At 35.6% G+C, this 18658-nt stretch carries 19 protein-coding genes; all 19 read left to right on the top strand.

Going from position 1 to position 18658, the window contains the following annotated elements:
* Entirely contained in the window at positions 1-357 is a 357-nt protein-coding gene (locus PZ898_RS04655) for a septum formation initiator family protein (RefSeq protein WP_034697620.1), read from the top strand.
* A 102-nt stretch (positions 358-459) separates the two neighbouring features.
* Entirely contained in the window at positions 460-1623 is a 1164-nt protein-coding gene (locus PZ898_RS04650) for a methylmalonyl-CoA mutase family protein (protein ID WP_277694912.1), read from the top strand.
* Positions 1623-2063: a DinB family protein gene (locus tag PZ898_RS04645; protein ID WP_277694911.1), complete on the top strand. Its 441-nt coding sequence runs from the start codon at positions 1623-1625 to the stop codon at positions 2061-2063. Before PZ898_RS04650 ends, PZ898_RS04645 begins: the two co-directional genes overlap by 1 nt.
* 144 nt (positions 2064-2207) lie before the next feature.
* A complete protein-coding gene (locus PZ898_RS04640) occupies positions 2208-3368 on the top strand; it encodes a class I SAM-dependent methyltransferase (RefSeq protein ID WP_277694910.1) in 1161 nt (386 codons plus the stop codon).
* Positions 3369-3505: 137 nt separating this feature from the next.
* Positions 3506-3778, top strand: coding sequence for a hypothetical protein (locus PZ898_RS04635; RefSeq protein WP_062674994.1), 273 nt, complete (start codon positions 3506-3508; stop codon positions 3776-3778).
* 158 nt (positions 3779-3936) lie between these two features.
* A complete protein-coding gene (locus tag PZ898_RS04630) occupies positions 3937-5316 on the top strand; it encodes a dipeptidase (protein ID WP_062674992.1) in 1380 nt (459 codons plus the stop codon).
* Positions 5317-5516: 200 nt separating this feature from the next.
* Positions 5517-6437, top strand: coding sequence for a T9SS type A sorting domain-containing protein (locus tag PZ898_RS04625; protein ID WP_277694909.1), 921 nt, complete (start codon positions 5517-5519; stop codon positions 6435-6437).
* Between the two features lie 211 nt (positions 6438-6648).
* Entirely contained in the window at positions 6649-7572 is a 924-nt protein-coding gene (locus PZ898_RS04620; RefSeq protein WP_062674989.1) for a T9SS type A sorting domain-containing protein, read from the top strand.
* 79 nt (positions 7573-7651) lie between these two features.
* The gene (locus PZ898_RS04615) at positions 7652-8359 is read left to right on the top strand and encodes an SDR family oxidoreductase (RefSeq protein WP_277694908.1); all 708 of its coding nucleotides are present in this window, start codon (positions 7652-7654) and stop codon (positions 8357-8359) included.
* Positions 8360-8509: 150 nt separating this feature from the next.
* Positions 8510-9256 carry an electron transfer flavoprotein subunit beta/FixA family protein gene (locus PZ898_RS04610; protein WP_034697635.1) on the top strand — a complete coding sequence of 249 codons (747 nt, stop codon included), beginning with the start codon at positions 8510-8512 and terminating at the stop codon, positions 9254-9256.
* Positions 9257-9296: 40 nt separating this feature from the next.
* Entirely contained in the window at positions 9297-10244 is a 948-nt protein-coding gene (locus tag PZ898_RS04605) for an electron transfer flavoprotein subunit alpha/FixB family protein (protein ID WP_062674983.1), read from the top strand.
* Positions 10245-10435: 191 nt separating this feature from the next.
* On the top strand, positions 10436-11035 hold the full coding sequence (locus tag PZ898_RS04600; protein WP_062674981.1) for a bifunctional nuclease family protein: 600 nt from the start codon (positions 10436-10438) through the stop codon (positions 11033-11035).
* Positions 11036-11057: 22 nt separating this feature from the next.
* Entirely contained in the window at positions 11058-12440 is a 1383-nt protein-coding gene (locus PZ898_RS04595; protein WP_062674979.1) for a nucleoside permease, read from the top strand.
* A 298-nt stretch (positions 12441-12738) separates the two neighbouring features.
* On the top strand, positions 12739-13143 hold the full coding sequence (locus PZ898_RS04590) for a hypothetical protein (RefSeq protein ID WP_062674976.1): 405 nt from the start codon (positions 12739-12741) through the stop codon (positions 13141-13143).
* A gap of 2 nt (positions 13144-13145) precedes the next feature.
* Complete coding sequence (locus tag PZ898_RS04585; protein ID WP_277694907.1) at positions 13146-13556, top strand: hypothetical protein; 411 nt, start codon at positions 13146-13148, stop codon at positions 13554-13556.
* 57 nt (positions 13557-13613) lie between these two features.
* Positions 13614-14792, top strand: a complete 1179-nt coding sequence (locus PZ898_RS04580; protein WP_120231353.1) for an acetyl-CoA C-acyltransferase — start codon at positions 13614-13616, stop codon at positions 14790-14792.
* Between the two features lie 297 nt (positions 14793-15089).
* On the top strand, positions 15090-16580 hold the full coding sequence (locus PZ898_RS04575) for an MFS transporter (RefSeq protein ID WP_062674972.1): 1491 nt from the start codon (positions 15090-15092) through the stop codon (positions 16578-16580).
* Positions 16581-16783: 203 nt separating this feature from the next.
* The gene (locus tag PZ898_RS04570) at positions 16784-17710 is read left to right on the top strand and encodes a mevalonate kinase (protein WP_062674970.1); all 927 of its coding nucleotides are present in this window, start codon (positions 16784-16786) and stop codon (positions 17708-17710) included.
* Positions 17711-17720: 10 nt separating this feature from the next.
* Complete coding sequence (locus PZ898_RS04565) at positions 17721-18650, top strand: UbiA family prenyltransferase (protein ID WP_277694906.1); 930 nt, start codon at positions 17721-17723, stop codon at positions 18648-18650.
* The last annotated feature ends 8 nt before the right edge of the window (positions 18651-18658 follow it).

The following is an 18658-nucleotide window of genomic DNA, read 5'->3' as shown; positions in this document are numbered from 1 at the left end:
ATGGAAGAAAACAACCTTATCAAAGACATTCAGCCGAAATCTGAAACATTCAAACTTATCCAGAAATATGTTTTGAATAAGTATACCATTACGATCTGTCTGTTTTTGGTATGGATGATTTTTTTCGATAAAACCTCATTTCTTGTTATTAATGAACTGAATGGTGAGATTCATAAATATGAAGATCAGCTGGATTATTACAAAAAAGAATACGAGAAAAACGATGCTTTTTATAAAAAACTGATGAATAACAAGTCAGAAAAAGAAAAGTATGCGAGAGAAAATTATTTTATGAAAAAACCGAATGAAGAGATCTTTATTCTGGTAGTAGACAGCACAAAAGTAGCTAAAAAGTAATAAAAGTTGAATAGAATGACGTTAATGATGAAAAGAATTTTTAAAATTAAAATTCACTTGAGAAGCAGAATTCACCATTGACCATTCACAAATAAAAAACTAATGTCAAATACAGATATACTTTCAAACTGGGAAAATCTAGTTAAAAAACAGCTTAAAACAGAGGATATTTACCTTGTTCTAGAGAAACAAAATCTGGAAGGAATAGAGGTGAAGCCTTTTTACACAGAGGTTCAGAAACCTCTGGTCAACCTGCCAAGAGTTGAAGAAAGCACCCATTTGGTAGCGAGATATCATGAAAGTCTGGAAGAAGAAGTATTTGCATTTATTTTAGATCAGAATGTAGAAAACCTTGATCAGAAAACTCTTTTTGTAAATAATAAAGATCTTGCAGGGCATATCAGCCCTAAAGAAGAAGATCAGTATTTTTCGCTGATTGATGTCTTTAATGAAAAAGAAGGAACTATTGATGATCAGCTGGTAAAAGAATTGCTGGCCAAAGAATTTAAAAGAAATATTTGTGTAGATATCTCACTCCATCAGAATGCAGGTGCTGCTATCTATCAACAGCTTGGAATTGCCCTTGCAAAAGCTAAGGAATTAGTGGAAGCTTATGGTGCTGAAGTTTTAAGTAAACTAATTTTCAGAATAGCCGTAGGAGGTAGTTATTTCTTTGAAATGGCTAAACTGAGAGCTTTTAAAATCATTTTTAATCAGCTTTCCAAAGAATACGGACTGGACGAAGTTCCTTACATCTTTGCCGAGACTTCGCTGCGAAATAAAGCAGTTGCTGACAACGAAAATAACCTTATCCGTTCTACACTAGAGCTTGCTTCTGCAATGATTGGCGGGGCAGATGCTGTTTTCTCTAACAATTATCTTGTTGACAGAAGTACAGATAACTCGGAAGAGATCTCATTCAAACAGCAGATTGTTCTGGCTTACGAAAGTATTATCAACGTATTTGAAGATGCTTCCAACGGAAGTTATTATGTGGAAGATATTACCCAGCAGTTTGCTGAAAAAGCATGGGATTTATTTGTTGAGATTGAAGAAGCTGGAGGATATCTTGAATTGTTGAAACAGGGAGTTATTCAGAAAAAGATCTATGATCACGCGATTCAAGAACAGCAATGGATTGAAGAAGGGAAAATAAAGCTGATCGGAGTGAATTTGTACCCTAAATTAGACGTTAAAAAGTCTATTGGAGATCTTTACAATGAAAAAGAAATAAAAGCCGTTCGTTGGGCTGAAATGTTTGAGTAATGAAAGAAAAACTGATAGATTTATTTGAATACACCTATCATTTCAATATTGAGATGATTAAAGTAATCTCTGAAAACAGAGAACTTGTAGATGATAAAACAATCAATCTCATTAATCATACTCTTAATGCACAACAGATCTGGAATGCCCGGATATTGGGGGAGAAAACCTTTGAAGTATGGCAGATCAATCCCTTTGAATCTTTGGTAGAAACCAATCACAAGAACTTTCTTAAAAGCATTGATATTATTAACAATTTTGATGTGGACACAAAGATAGAATATCAGAATTCAAGAGGAACAAAGTTTGAAAATACCATTTTTGAAATGCTTTTTCATGCAGTAAATCATTCTACCTATCATAGAGGGCAAATCAATTCTTTGCTTAAACAGAAAGGTATAACACCGGTATTGACTGACTATATTTTTTATAAAAGATAATTTTAAGATAGTAATACTTTGACTCCGCTTAGTATGACACGGTTAATTATACTGTCTTAATCTCTCAATAGTAAATTAGGCATTTAGCATTAGCATTGTCATGCTGAGCGGAGTCGAAGTATTTTAAACACATCAATATAAGAAGTGGCAGAATCTGTGGGAAATAAACTGTTAAACAAAGACGTTCAAAACTATATCAATGCAAATCTAAAAACAGATCTGCACTCATTATTACTAAAAAAATCCCCTTTTCCTGAGGTTTCCATGCATGAAATTGTACAACAGATCAAAGGAAAACAGGTGGCAGAGAGAAAATTTCCGTTTCTCTTAAAAGAGGGTATTCTCTTCCCACCACAGCTTAATCTTGAACAGTCTTCATCAGAAAAAACAGCGCTTTATAAATCTGAAATACTAAAAGGGAAAACATTTATTGACCTTACAAGCGGTTTTGGGATTGATGCCTTTTATCTGTCTCAAAATTTTGAGAATGTCACTTTAATAGAGCAGAATACAGAGCTTTTAGAGATTGTTGAAAATAACTGGGGCATTTTACATCGTAAGGCGAAATTTATCAATCTTAAGCTTGAAGATTTTCTGAATGAGAATCAGGAACACTTTGATGTCATTTATCTTGACCCAGCCAGAAGGGATGAGAAAAAAAACAAAGTTTTTCTTTTGGAAGATCTGTCTCCTGATATTCTTGAAATTCAGGAAAAGTTATGTTCAATATCCGATCTTGTGGTGATAAAGCTTTCCCCGTTGATTGATCTTAAATACCTTGTTTCAGTATTGCCGGATATTTCAAGAATGGATATTATTGCTCTGAAAAATGACGTGAAAGAGGTTGTCGTATTTCTTTCCAACGAAAATAGGGATAAGATCATCTGTAATTGTGTGAACCTTGAAAGCAATGAATCTGTCTTTAGCTTTACATTTGGGGAAGAAGAAACTGCGCAATCCGAATATTCTGAACCAGAAAGATACATTTACATCCCCAATCATTCCATTCTGAAGGCTGGAGTCTTTAATCTGATCTCTCAGAAATTCGGGTTAAAAAAGCTTCATCCCAATAGCCATCTTTATACTTCCAGCGAAAGAATTGAAAACTTCCCCGGAAGAATTTTAGAAATGGAATCTGTTGATTCTAAAAGCATTAAAAAGAAAGAACAGTTCAATATTATTACAAAAAATTACCCTCTAAAACCTGAAGAAATCAAAAAGAAATATGGTTTAAAAGACGGAGGGGACCGGTATCTTATTTTTACCCAATCCAAAAAAGGGAAAATAATATTAAAATCAGTATAAAAATGTTGCCGAAAAAAGCAGGATTTCTTACTTTTGGGCAATCAAAAATTGAAGCATGAAATCGTTTGCTGTTTGGAGATCAAATAAGTTAAAATAGTGCGGTTTCATTTTACCTTTTAAAAAAAATAATTTTACATATGAAAAAATTAGTTATATGTTTAGCGATTGCAACGGTAGCGGTAAGCTGTAAGAAAGTTCCACAAGGAGGAAACAGAGGTACTTTGAAACTTGAAGAAGGAGTAGAAAGATATTCTGACGACCCTCAGGGAGAAGCTCACGGACATGAAGCCGGAGCTGCAGAACATAAAGAAGAGGCTCATGCAACACCAGAAGCAGCTGCTCCAAAAGCTGACAGTACTGCGGCTGCAAAACCTGCTGAAGCTGATAAAGCGCCAAAAGCTGAACACTAATTAGAAGTACAAAATATATAAGTGCCCTGTTTCTGCAGGGCATTTTTTTATTAAAAAAGAGGACTATAAGGTTCATTAACACGAGGTTGGGAAAATCCTTTCTTTTTGTTTGTTCCTGCCGGGCATTTTTTTTAATTTTAACAAAATAAATTTTTACAATGCAAGAGACATTAAATTACATTAACGAAAACAAACAGCGTTTCGTGGATGAATTATTTGAGTTATTGAGAATTCCTTCTATTTCTGCAGATCCGGCGTATAAAAAAGACGTTTTGAAATGTGCAGATGTAGTGGCAGCACACCTTAAAAATGCAGGCGCTGATAATGTGGAAGTTTGCAACACAAAGGGATATCCAATTGTTTTCGGGGAAAAGATTTTAGATAAAAATTTACCTACAGTTTTGGTATACGGACACTATGATGTTCAGCCGGCAGATCCATTGGAATTATGGACAAAGCCACCTTTTGAGCCTTATATTGAAAAAACTGAATTACACCCTGAAGGAGCTATCTTCGCAAGAGGTTCTGCTGATGATAAAGGACAGTTCTTCATGCATTTGAAAGCCTTTGAAGCGATGATGAAGACCAATGCTCTTCCTTGCAATGTTAAATTTATCTTAGAAGGAGAAGAAGAAGTAGGATCAGTAAGCTTAGGCGACTGGGTCAATGAAAATAAAGAGAAATTAGCTTGTGACTGTATCTTAATTTCCGATACTCACATTTATAGTAACGAACAGCCGACTGTAACAACAGGTTTAAGAGGTTTAAGCTACGTAGAAGTAGAAGTGGAAGGCCCGAACAGAGACTTACACTCAGGCCTTTACGGCGGAGCAGTTCCAAACCCTATCCACGTTCTTTCAAGAATGATCGCGAATCTGATTGATGAAAACGGGCATATCACCATTGACGGATTCTACGACAATGTTGAAACTGTTTCAGATGCGGAAAGAGCTGAAATGAACAAATTGAAAGACAATCCGGAAGAATTCAAAAAATCAATCGGATTGGGTAATATCGAAGGGGAAAAAGGATATACAACTTTAGAAAGAACATCTATTCGTCCTACTTTAGACTGCAACGGAATCTGGGGCGGCTATACAGGAGAAGGTGCAAAAACAGTAATTCCTTCAAAAGCTTTTGCTAAAATTTCAATGCGTTTGGTACCTTATCAGACACCACAGGAAATTACGGAGAAGTTTACAAAATATTTTGAAAAGATTGCTCCGGATACAGTAAAAGTTAAAGTTACTCCTCACCACGGAGGTATGCCTTACGTTTTACCAACAGATACCAAAGAATTTGCGGCAGCAAAACAGGCGATGGAATCAGCATTCGGAAAAGAAGTTCTTCCTTACAGAGGAGGAGGAAGTATTCCGATTACAGCAATGTTTGAGCAGGTTTTAGGAGCTAAGTCTGTATTGATGGGCTTTGGGTTGGATTCTGATGCGATTCATTCTCCAAACGAACATTACGGACTGTTCAATTTCTATAAAGGGATTGAAAGTATTCCGTTGTTCTTTGAGAATTATTCAAAATAATTAATCGAAAACACGATATGATAAGGTATTTCTGCAAAGAAATACCTTATTTTTTTGCTCTTTTATCAATTGTTAGCGAAGTATTTTCAAGGTTTTGAAAATTAAATTCACTGATAATAAATGGGTTAATTTTTTATTTGCAATAAGTTATTTCACTATTCATTGAAAGTTTATATTTTTAATACAAAACTTGATTTGCTATGAAAAAATACTACTCAATTGCATTTTTGCTATCATCATTCTGTGTTTTCGCCCAACAAGCCATATCCTTTGAACCTATTGAGGGGTTCAACGTTGGAGATGTCAATGGACAGGCAGGCTGGATCAGTACTCCCACAGGAGGTGTACCGGAAAATGTTACCCATCAAACTATCAGTTTAGATAAAGCAAGTGATGGAAGCCGTTCTCTGAGAATTGTTAAAGAAAATACTTATGGAACGCAGGCTGAGCCAATCATCGGAGGTTTTTATAATCTGTCCGTTCCCCTTGCTCACAATAATTTTTCTGTATCATTCGATATCAATATGTCACAACTCAACGGGTCTGATTTTGGTTTTCAGGCTGTAAACAGTATTGATGACCAGTTTGTCGTGAGGGTGGATTTTGGAAAAACCGGGTCAGTAAAGATTCTGGATATGTTATCTGGTATACAGAACCTTATTATTGCACCTTCCGTCTGGCTGTCAAATACCTGGTATCGGTTAAAAGTAGTGGGAAGCGCTACGGATGTCCGGTATTATCTTAATGATTTGCTGATCTATACGGGTGTAGCAGCAAGTTCATTGAATATAAACCAGCTTCGCTTTGTTCATAATAATTCTTTGGGGTCAGCTTATATTGATCATATTAAAATTAATAGCGAGCTGGGAACAATGGGTGTTCAGGATTCCAATGCAAATATTAAAAAAATATCTCTTTATCCTAATCCTGCAACGGATTTCATCCATATTAATGCTGCTGCCAAAGTAAAAAATATAGAACTCTACGACGAAACTGGTAAGCTGATAAAGACTGAAATAAGCCATAATAAAATAGAGGTAAAAGGCTTACCCAAAGGAATATATATGGTTAATATAAAAACTGAAGAAAGAAATTTTACTGAAAAAGTGATCATCAGATAAATTATTTCATATCTCTGAAAACATGTGCTCTTTTTAGCGTTTTAGTGTATTTGTGGATGATTTTTCGGAATTATTGTTTGTTCTTGGATTTAATATCTTTATTATTTTTAGTTAAAAATATTATGTTAATTTTATAATATGTGTAAAATATTCATATATTTTGCTTTTTAGATTTAAAACGTATATATTTGCTTGAAACTAAAAAAATATCATGAAGAAACTTTACATTTTCGCAATTTCGTTGATCTCGATATCATCTTTTGCTCAACAAACTATTTCTTTTGAAGCCAGTGAGGGATATACTGCAGGAAACATTAACGGGCAGCAGGGCTGGGTTACTACTAATAATGGAGCTACACCGCCAGTATATCTGACAAGTCAATTGGTATCCGCTGAAATGGCAAGCCAGGGGTCAAACAGTTTTAAAATAACAACAGACGCAGCTTACGGACCACAGCAGAGTCCTGTAATGGGTGGTTTCTATACCTTCACTACACCATTAACATACAATAGCTTTACCCAATCATTTGATGTGAGACTTACCCAAAAAAGTACATCAAGTTCAGATTTCGTTTTTAGAACAGTAAATACCGTAGGAACAGGAGGAATTGTTACTTATATTGATTTTTCTTATGATGGAAGCATTCTGATTGCAACAGCGGGTTCAAATAATTTAGTCGATACCAATCAAACCTGGAATGCCAATACATGGTACAGGGTAAAAATAGTTTCTACGGCTACAGGAATCCAATATTACCTGAATGATGCTCTAATTTATACAGGACAACCATTCAGTAATAACAATATTAACAGAATGGATTTTGTACATGATAATTATGGAGGTTCTGCCTATATCGATAATATCAAAATTAATAATGAAGCAGCCTTGTCTACAAAAGACGCCGTTAAAAATGACGTAAAACTGTCTATTTATCCAAACCCGGCTACGGATGTTATAAAAATCACAACGCCTAACAAAATCAAACATGTTGAAGCATATGATATGTCTGGAAAGAGAGTGGATGTAACATTGAACGGAGATCAGGTAAATGTTAGAAATCTGTCTGCCGGAGCTTATTTGCTGAATATAGAAACAGAAGGAAGAAACTTCACAGAGAAGTTCATCAAAAAATAATTACTGATAAATCTTAGGATCAGCAAAACGCTCCAATTGGAGCGTTTTTGTTATTTTAGAGAATTAAAATTTCAATCACATGTCAGATCATAAAACAGCTTATATAACAGGAGGAACCAAAGGAATAGGTTTCGGGATTGCGAAAATTTTACTGGAAAATGGCATTTCTGTGGCATTTTCAGGAAGAAAAAGAGAAGATGTAATGAGGGCAGAAGAAGAACTTAAGCAATATTCAGAAAATGTTTTGGGGATTGTTTCTGATGTAAGAAGTCTGGAAAGCGAACGGGAAGCTGTAAAATATACCGTTGAAAAGTTCGGTAGACTGGATTATATTATTGCCAATGCAGGATTGGGTATTTTTAAGCCCGTAGATGAACTGACGGCAGAGGAGTGGAATGATATGATAGAAACGAATCTTACAGGTGTTTTTTATACCTTAAAAGCCTCTGTGGAAGAACTTAAAAAGACAGAAGGGTACTATATTACCATTTCCAGTCTTGCCGGAGCGAATTTCTTTGAAAATGGTACAGGATACAACGCTTCAAAATTTGGAGTGGTAGGTTTCACACAGGCTGCAATGATCGATTTAAGAAAATACAATATTAAATCTACGGTGATCATGCCAGGGTCTGTGGCCACTCATTTTAACGGAAATATTCCGTCTGAAAAGGACAGTTGGAAGATCCAGCCCGAAGATATGGGGAATCTTATATTGGATATTTTAAAGATGAATCCAAGAGTTTTGCCAAGTAAAATAGAGTTTAGGGCAACGAAACCAGCTAAGTAACTACATCTAATGTATTGAATAATAATTTAATAAGTATTATGCATGCATAATATATTTTTTATTTATATTAGCAAAAATTAATTCAAACAAAATCTCTGCATAAACTGTCATGATTTTATGCGCCAAAAGGGAAAAAATAAAATAGTACACATGAAAATATTAGTTTGTATTAGTAGTGTTCCGGATACTACTTCCAAAATTAACTTTACAGCAGACAAATCTGCTTTCGACAAAAACGGAATTCAGTGGGTAATTAATCCTCTAGACGAATTTGCGTTGACAAAAGCGGTTAAACTTCAGGAATCTCAGGGAGCAACAGTAACAGTAATCAACGTAGGTGATGCTGCTACAGAACCTGTAATCAGAAAAGCTTTGGCAATTGGTGCTAACGATGCAGTAAGAGTAAATCTTGATCCAAAAGACAGCTATTCTACAGCAAAAGAAATTGCAGCTGTAGCTCAAAACGGAGGATATGATCTTATCCTTTGCGGAAAAGAATCTATCGATTATAACGGAGGTTCGGTTCCTGGAATGGTGGCTCAGTTATTAAACCAACCTTTCGTAAACGCTTCAGTAGGATTAGACGTTAACGGAAGCGAAGCTACTGCAGTAAGAGAAATTGAAGGAGGAAAAGAAACTATTTCTGTAAAATTACCGGCAATTATTGCAGGTCAGAAAGGATTAGTAGATGAGAAAGATCTTATCATCCCGAATATGAGAGGAATTATGTCTGCAAGAACAAAACCTTTGCAGGTAGTAGAACCTTCTTCTTCAGAAGTAAAAGTTCAGGGAGTATCTTATGACAGCGTTCCGCCAAGAGCTGCTGTGAAAATGGTTTCTCCGGATAACCTTGATGAATTGGTAAGATTACTTCACGAAGAAGCTAAAGTAATCTAATCTTTAAATTTTTCAATCTTTAAATTTTAAATGTAAAACAATGGCAGTATTCGTATACGCAGAAAATATAAACGGAGTTTACAAAAAAGCAGCTTTTGAAGCAGTTTCTTATGCTAAAGCTATCGCTGATAAAGCAGGAGATACCGTTACGGCAATCTCTGTAAACCCAACAGATTCTTCAGATTTATTGTACAAATATGGAGCATCAAACGTAATCAATATCAAAGACGAAGGTCTTAAAAATTTCTCAGCAAAAGCTTTTGCACAGGCTGTAAGTGAAGTAGCAGACGGAAATATTATAGTTTTCCCTCACACTACTGACGCTTCTTCCATTGCTCCTATGCTTGCGGTAATGAAGAACTATTCTTTAATTACCAATGCATTGGAAGCTCCTGAAAGCCTTTCTCCTTTCCAGGTAAAAAGAAGAGCATTCTCAGGAAAAGGTTTCATGCATGCAAAAGCAGAAGGGAACGGAGTAATCGTTACTGTTTCTCAAAACGCTTTCGGTGTTAAAGAAAACGCAGTATCAGGTTCAGAAGAAGTGAAAAACTTATCGGTAGCGAATGAAGATACTAAGGTGATCTCTCACGAGCAGAGCTCAGGTAAATTAGACCTTAAAGAAGCTGAAATTGTTGTTTCTGCAGGTAGAGGGATGAAAGGACCTGAAAACTGGGGAATGATCGAAGATTTGGCAAACGTTTTAGGAGCAGCTACAGCATGTTCTAAACCAGTTTCTGATATCGGATGGAGACCTCACACAGAACACGTAGGACAAACAGGTAAAGCAATTTCTCCGAATCTTTACATTGCTGTAGGGATTTCAGGAGCGATTCAGCACCTTGCAGGGGTTAACTCTTCAAAAACTATCGTAGTAATTAACAGTGATCCTGAAGCTCCGTTCTTCAAGTCTGCTGACTACGGAGTAGTAGGAGATGCTTTCCAGATTATTCCTGCACTAACAGAGAAAATTAAAGCAATTAAAGGATAAGAAAGTGAATTGTGAATAGTTAATTCTCGCTTTGCTCGTCGATTTTTAATTAAATAAATCACTTGCGAAACAAAATTCACTATTGACGTTTGACAATCATCAACTATACAGATAAAAGCTCGGCTTTCCGGGCTTTTATTTTTGCGTAAAAAAGTGAAAACACAATAAAAAATTAATCTATATTTGTAGCTATGGATTATAAGCAGCTAATTATTCGCGGAATATCGTACAGCCAGACCCAGTCGGGGGCTTATGCATTGTTATTGGAACATGAAGAAACACACATAAAATTACCTGTTGTTATAGGAAATTTCGAAGCCCAGTCCATCTCTCTCGGATTGGAAAAAGATATTCATCCACCGCGTCCTCTTACTCATGATTTATTTACAAAATTTATAGTTTCTGCCAATTATGAGTTAATTTCTGTCATCATCTATCAGATTGTAGACGGAGTTTTCTTTTCAAATATTAACTTTAAAAATAAAGTAACAGAAGAAGAACTGATTCTTGATGCGAGAACTTCTGATGCCGTTGCAATGGCTGTAAGATTTGATGCACCTATATTTACAACGCAGCAGGTTTTAAACGAAGCAGGAATTTTACTGGAACTGGAAGACGTTTCAAAAGAAGAACAATCATTCTCAGAAACTGTACAGACAGAAGATAACTTAAAATCTCTTTCTATGGAAGAGCTTCAGAAATTATTAGATGAAGCCGTTAAAGAAGAAGACTATGATACCGCTCTTGAAATCCAGGAAGAAATCAAGAGGAGGAAAAAGAAAATTGATTAAAGAGATACTTTTTATATAAACTATGAATTTAAAATTACGACTGACCATCCTCAGTTTTCTCCAATTTTTTGTTTGGGGAGCGTGGCTGATTACGATGGCAAACTTCTGGTTTGGCACAAAACATTGGGATGGAACTCAGTTTGGAGCTGTGTTCGGAACAATGGGAATTGCTTCTATCTTTATGCCAACCATTACTGGAATTATCGCTGACCGCTGGGTAAATGCGGAGCGTATATTTTCAGTATTACACATTCTTTATGGGGTTATTCTTTTTATACTGCCTCATTCTGCAGATCCGAATTCCTTCTTTTCGGTAATGCTTGTGGCCATGTGTTTCTACATGCCTACCATCGCATTGGCCAATTCAATTTCTTATACAATCCTGAAAAATAACAATCTGGATGTAGTGAAAGACTTTCCACCGATTCGTGTGTGGGGAACTATTGGTTTTATTGTTGCCATGTGGATCACCAACCTTAGTGGAAATAAAGCAACAGAAGGTCAGTTTTATATCGGAGGTGTTGTAGCCATTTTTTTAGGGATTTATGCCCTTACACTTCCAAAATGTCCACCTCAAAAACTGATTGACAAAAATTCGCCGTTATCCGAGCAATTAGGCTTAAATGCATTTAAGCTTTTTGGAAACTATAAAATGGCATTATTCTTTATGTTTTCAATGCTTTTGGGAGCTGCTCTTCAGCTTACCAATGCCTATGGTGACGTATTTTTAAGTGAATTTGCTAATTTCCCTAAATATGCAGACTCATTCGTAGTACAGAGATCTACCATTATCATGTCAATTTCTCAGGTTTCAGAAACACTGTTTATTTTGGCAATTCCTTTCTTCCTGAAGAAATTTGGAATTAAAAAAGTAATGCTGATGTCTATGCTGGCCTGGGTGTTAAGATTCGGATTCTTTGCTTATGGTGTTCCGGACGGATTTGGACTTTCATTAATCATTCTTTCATGTATTGTGTACGGAATGGCTTTCGATTTCTTTAATATTTCAGGATCCCTTTTCGTGGAAACAACTACTGATAAAAAGATACGTTCTTCGGCTCAGGGATTATTTATGATGATGACCAACGGTTTTGGAGCGGTTTTCGGAAGTTATGCCGCAGGATGGGCTATTGATAAGTTCTTTACCCACAAGTTTTCTACGGCTTCAGATCTTTCTGCTTACCTGCAGACAACCCCTGATAATCCTACTTTCCTGAACATTTTAAAGAAAAGCTTCAATGCAGCTGTCAATTCAGATGGAACCCTTTCCTCTGTGGTGATGGTAAAAGACTGGCAGCAGATATGGCTTTCTTTTGCAATTTATGCATTAATACTGGCGGTTTTCTTTGCCGTACTGTTTAAACATAAACATAACCCGGAAGATGTTTCATCAGTGAAACACTAATTGAAACTTATATTTATGAAGATATTAAATTGCATTTTTGAAAAAAAATGCAATTTTTTTATTTTCAGATATCCTTTTATGCGATAAAGCTTTGCAGAAGAAAAATATGGAGTTCTATCGTGATATAAACTGCAAGTGGTTATTTTTAATTTGATAATAAATTTTGTTTTTATTTGTAAAATAGTTAAAAATACTGAATCTTTTTTGTAGCTAACAAGTGTTCGGGAACGGAATTTCTATTTTTAAAACACACTCTTTAAAAGTGTGTTTTTTTTTGTATTTTGGCACTTTAGTAAATATGAAAAATATTCAGTTATTAGGATTACTGTTAGTAATTATAGGTAGTTTTCTACCCTTGGTACATGTGCCTGTAATAGGGAACTGGAACTATTGGAAGCTTGATCATTATCTGGCTATAGCATGCTGGATTTTTTCTGCTTGTGCTGTTTTTGGAATTGTAAATAACAGTTCCAAAATAGTAAGGTTTTTTGGTATTCTGCTTATTCTTTTATTCGGATTTACCCTGGTTGCTGTAAAAATGCAGTCGCTGCAATATTTTAGTTTTTTACCATTCAAATCCTGGCAGGAAACTTTTGCCGGAATTGTTAAACTGAAATGGGGTTGGGCTGTAGAATTTTTAGGCGCTTTTCTGATGGTTTTTGCAGGAGGAAATAAAAAAGTTAACAACAGAACACAAATATAAACATGAACTTCTTAACACTTTTTTCAGCAGGAATTTTGTTGACAGCAGCTACACAGATTCAAGCTCAGGCAACGGGACAGAAAAAACCGGATAATCCGCCTAAATGTACAAATATAAAAGAAGGAAAGTTTGTAAGGCCCAATTACCCGGAAGCAATATGGTATATGACCATTAAAGATAATGTTCAAACCGAATATTTCAATAATGGAAAAGACTTTATCAAATCGACATTGGTTTTTGTGGATGACTGCAATTATAAAGCAATCGTATTGGAGAAATCCGATAAAAATGACCCCGCACAGATAGGAGATGTCTTCAATAATAAAATATTAGCTACTCAGGATAATATTCTGAAAGTGAATACCAAAATTGAAGGAACTCAATTTGATATAGTATACGTAAAAGTAAAATAAATTCTAACTATAAAAACGGAATCTTTATTCTGTTTCAGCTAAATAAAAATTATATACATGAAAGAAGTATTCATTGTTTCCGCAGTAAGAACGCCTATGGGGAGTTTTATGGGAAGCTTATCAACAGTTCCGGCTACAAAACTGGGAGCAACTGCTGTAAAAGGAGCATTAGATAAAATCGGTTTAGATCCTAATCAAGTTCAGGAAATCTATATGGGAAATGTTCTTCAGGCAGGGGAAGGCCAGGCGCCGGCTCGTCAGGTTGCTTTAGGAGCAGGTCTTTCAATCAATACACCTTCTACTACAGTCAATAAAGTTTGTGCTTCAGGAATGAAGGCTGTAACAATGGCGGCTCAGGCTATTAAAGCTGGTGATGCAGAAGTAATTGTTGCAGGAGGTATGGAAAACATGTCTTTAGTTCCTCATTATTACAATGCAAGAGTGGCTACAAAATTAGGCGATATCAAAATGCTTGACGGAATGGTACTTGACGGACTTACAGACGTGTACAACAAAGTACATATGGGAGTATGCGCAGAAAAATGTGCTACAGACTATAATATTACAAGAGAAGATCAGGATAACTTCGCTGTAGAATCTTACAAAAGGTCCGCAAAAGCTTGGAGCGAAGGTAAATTCAACGAAGAAATTGTACCGGTTTCTATTCCTCAGAGAAAAGGAGAGCCAGTAATCTTTGCGGAAGATGAAGAATACAAAGCAGTAAACTTCGATAGAATTTCAACACTTCCTACGGTATTCAAAAAAGAAGAAGGAACTGTAACAGCAGCAAACGCATCTACTCTGAACGATGGTGCTTCTGCGTTGGTCCTTGTTTCCAAAGAAAAAATGGAAGAACTTGGATTGAAGCCTCTGGCAAAAATCGTTTCTTATGCTGATGCAGCACAGGAGCCTGAAAACTTTACAACAGCTCCGGCAAAAGCTCTACCTATTGCTCTTAAAAAAGCAGGATTAGAAGTTTCAGATATCGATTTCTTCGAATTCAACGAAGCTTTCTCAGTAGTAGGATTAGCTAACAACAAAATCTTAGGATTAGATGCTGCTAAAGTAAACGTAAACGGAGGTGCTGTAGCATTAGGACACCCACTGGGAAGTTCAGGTTCAAGAATCATTGTTACATTGATCAACGTATTGAAGCAAAATAATGCTAAATACGGAGCTGCAGCTATCTGTAATGGTGGCGGCGGTGCTTCTGCAATTGTGATTGAAAACTTATAATTGAGACATACAATTTAAAATATACAAATCGGGGTACAAAGACCCCGATTTTTTGTTGCAGAATAGAATGATATTGTCTTCAATCATACATTTAGATTGATCATATGAACCGTCTGGTCTTTACGGACACAGACGAAAGCATTGATTAATACCTTATCACCTTTAAAAAGTATAAAATAAGATTAAAACTTTGCTGAATTATTTCAATACCCTACAATTATTATTTTCAAAATAACATTAAAAACCGTAGAATATTCAGTAGTTTTTCTATTTTTGTGCTACTAATATATATTTGAAATGTCTGAAACTGAGAATCGACAGCCTAAAAACATAAAGAATAATCCGAAAATTATGAAAGCCTGGGCTGTATATGACTGGGCAAATTCTGTTTATTCCCTGGTGATTACCTCTACCATTTTCCCCATTTATTACTCTATCCTGACCACCGCTTACGAGAAAAAAGAATATGTAGCGGAAACAAAAACATGGATTGATGTTCCGGTGAGGCATATGATCAAAATTTTTGGCGAAGAATATCAGCCGGATGCGGTGTATGGGTATTCCCTTACCATATCATTCTTTATCGTAGTATTGCTGTCTCCATTTTTATCTTCATTAGCGGATACCATAGGAAACAAAAAGTCTTTCCTGCAGTTTTTCTGCTATCTTGGTGCAACATCTTGTATGGGATTGGCCATGTTTACGGGAATGCATAATGTATTTCTGGGACTTTTATTCAGCATTACAGCCAGTGTCGGTTTCTGGGGAAGTTTAGTTTTTTATAACTCTTTCCTCCCGGATATTGCAACACCGGACAGACAGGACGCGCTTTCTGCAAGAGGGTATGTTTACGGATATATCGGCTCGGTAGTTTTAGTAGTCATCTGTTTGGTATTGATTCAGGTTTTTGCCAAAGGAGCAGCCCAGCAGCTACTGTTTACAAGAATCAGTTTCCTTTTAACAGGAGCATGGTGGTTCGGGTTTTCTCAATATACATTCAAACATCTTCCTCAATTTGGGGATGTGAAAGATAAACTTCCTAAAGATTTAGTACTCCTGAACTATAAGAATATCTTCAAAAAACATGAAGAGCAGGGTGGTTTCTTTGAGGTATTTAAAGATAACCTGAGCTTCTATAAAGATATTGCAAAAGAAAGTTTTCACGAACTGTTTAAAGTAGGCGGAGAGCTTTTCAAAGATCGAAATCTGAAATTCTTCCTTTCGAGTTTCTTCTTTTACAGTGTAGGAATGCAGACTATTTTCCTGATGGCTACATTATTTGGAAAGAGTGAAATTAACCTTGCTCAGGATAAACTGATCGGAACTCTTTTGGTGATTCAGATTGAAGCAATCATTGGGGCGGTTATTTTCTCACGGTTATCAAAGAGAATTGGAAACAGAAATGTTATTTCAATTGCGATTATCCTGTGGATTGTAGCTTGTCTTTGGGCTTATTTTCTGAACAAAGAAAATCCTACAGTAGAATATCAGTTTTATGGAGTAGCAGCTGTAGTAGGTTTGGTAATGGGTGGCCTTCAGGCAATGTCCAGATCCACCTATTCAAAATTACTTCCTGAAAACTCAATGGAAAACACTACTTACTTCAGTTTCTATGATGTTTTGGAGAAAATTGCCATCATTATCGGGACATTTATCTTTGCAACATTGATTGAACATTTCAATAATATGCGTATTGCAGCCTTATCAATGACCATATTTTTTGGAGCAGGATTAATTTTAATACGATTCCTGAACGTTAAAATGAGAAAAGACAGAGAAACATTATAATTTTAAAAGACGTTATTTTTAACGTCTTTTTTTTGTCAAGGTAATTCATTGAATTTTATCTATGAAATTATATTTATTTACCATATTTTTTTCGTATTTTTAATAGAAGAACTGAAGAAAGTAAAATAGGAGACAATCCGGCCTGAATTTTGCTTATATTCAGCGGAATAATTTTTAACTTTGCAAAAAGATTTATTGTCAATATGACCAACCCTTTATTTTATGCAAAAATAATCCTGTTTGGAGAATATGGAATGATTGAAGATTCCCAGGGGCTTGTAGTACCCTACAGCTTCTATAAAGGAACTTTGAAATTTTCAGATTTGAGTTCTGAATTTGAACTTAATTCCAACAGACATCTGCAGAAATATTCTGAATTTCTTACAGCACTCGATCTTTCCGACGATTTTAAGTTGGATATCGAGAGCTTCAAAAATGATATTTCAAACGGACTTTTCTTTGATTCCAATATTCCTCAGGGATATGGAGTGGGAAGTTCCGGGGCTTTGGTAGCTGCTATTTTTGAAAAATATTCAGTCAGCAAACTGAACCCTGAAAACATTTCAAAAGATAATCTTAAAAAATTAAAAGCTGTTTTCGGTGAAATGGAAAGCTATTTCCATGGAAAAAGTTCAGGAATGGATCCGCTGATCTGTTATATGAATCTGCCAATCCTTATCGAAAATAAAGAAAATTTAGACAGGGTAGATATTCCGGAAGGTGAAGAAGGAAAAGGAGCCATTTTCCTGATTGATTCCGGAATGACAGGAGAGACAGGACCTATGATCCAGATTTTCTTCGAAAAAATGAAAACAGAAGGTTTCCGTAAAACCCTGAAAGAAGAGTTTATCCGTTATAACAACGCATGTATCGAATCTTTCCTTAAAAAAGACATGAACCCTTTCTTCAGAAATCTTAAAAAGCTTTCTCACTGGGCTTATGAACATTTCCGTCCTATGATCCCTGAAAGTATTTTTAATATCTGGAAAAAAGGTCTGGATTCTAACGCTTATTATCTGAAACTGTGCGGTAGCGGTGGAGGCGGCTATATCTTAGGATTTACCAAAGATTATGCAAAAGCAGAAAAAATGCTTGATGGCTTCCAAAAAGAAGTGATTTACAGATTTTAAATAGATTGGAATGAATTCTGAAAAAGAACCTTTCCAATCTAAAAATTATCTCTCAAAATCTCTATTTTACAGATTTTCACAATTCGTGGGCTTTCTCCTCGGAGCACGTTTTTTTGTAGCCGCTCTTTTGACGTTTGCTCTTTATGTTTCTACTTTTTTCCTGTTCAATCAGGATGAATCTTTCAGAAAATTTGTCTTTGATTTTAAAGTTCACGGTATTATTTTTTGTACCGTCCTTACGATTCTGGCAGGCGGTATTATCAATCAATTCTATGACCTGGAGAAAGATCATTTGGTAAAACCTTTCAGAACAAGGTTACAGAGGTTCATCAAACAGAAATATTTTCTCTATGCATACCTGGCTCTCAGTGCTATTTCTTTAGGGGTAGCCTGGATGATTTCTCATAATGTATTTACCTTTTTTGTGGTATATCAGTTCTTTATGTGGTTTTACAGTCATAAACTGAGCAGAATACTGATACTGAACAATCTCACTTTTGTCAGCCTCACCCTGTATCCGTTCTTTGGAATGATGGTGTATTACGAAACCTTTTCCAAAAAGGTTTTCCTGATGGCTGTCTTTCTGTTTCTTATCCTGCTCTGTATTGATATTGTGAAAGATACTCTTACCAGAAGTGTGGATAAAACATTCGGATATACCACAATTCCCAATTATTTTAAAAGCAGAAATACAAAAATTATTCTGACTTCTTTACTCATCATTACCATGGTAGTTTCAATGAAGATTATTACAAAAACCAGTATTACCGGGTTTATGGCCTATTATTTTGCCGGAGGGCTTTTTGTTATGATCGTATGCATTTATCTCCTGTTAAATGCTTCCCGAAGAAGTAACTTATTTACATTGAATATATTACGTTTCTGGGTTTTTATTGGAATCATCGCAATGCTCTTAAATGGAATAGAGCATAAATTGTAAAAAAATTC

The sequence above is a fragment of the Chryseobacterium sp. WX genome, assembly GCF_029542485.1.
Lineage (GTDB): Bacteria > Bacteroidota > Bacteroidia > Flavobacteriales > Weeksellaceae > Chryseobacterium > Chryseobacterium cucumeris.
This window is presented reverse-complemented; position numbering and strand designations above follow the sequence as displayed.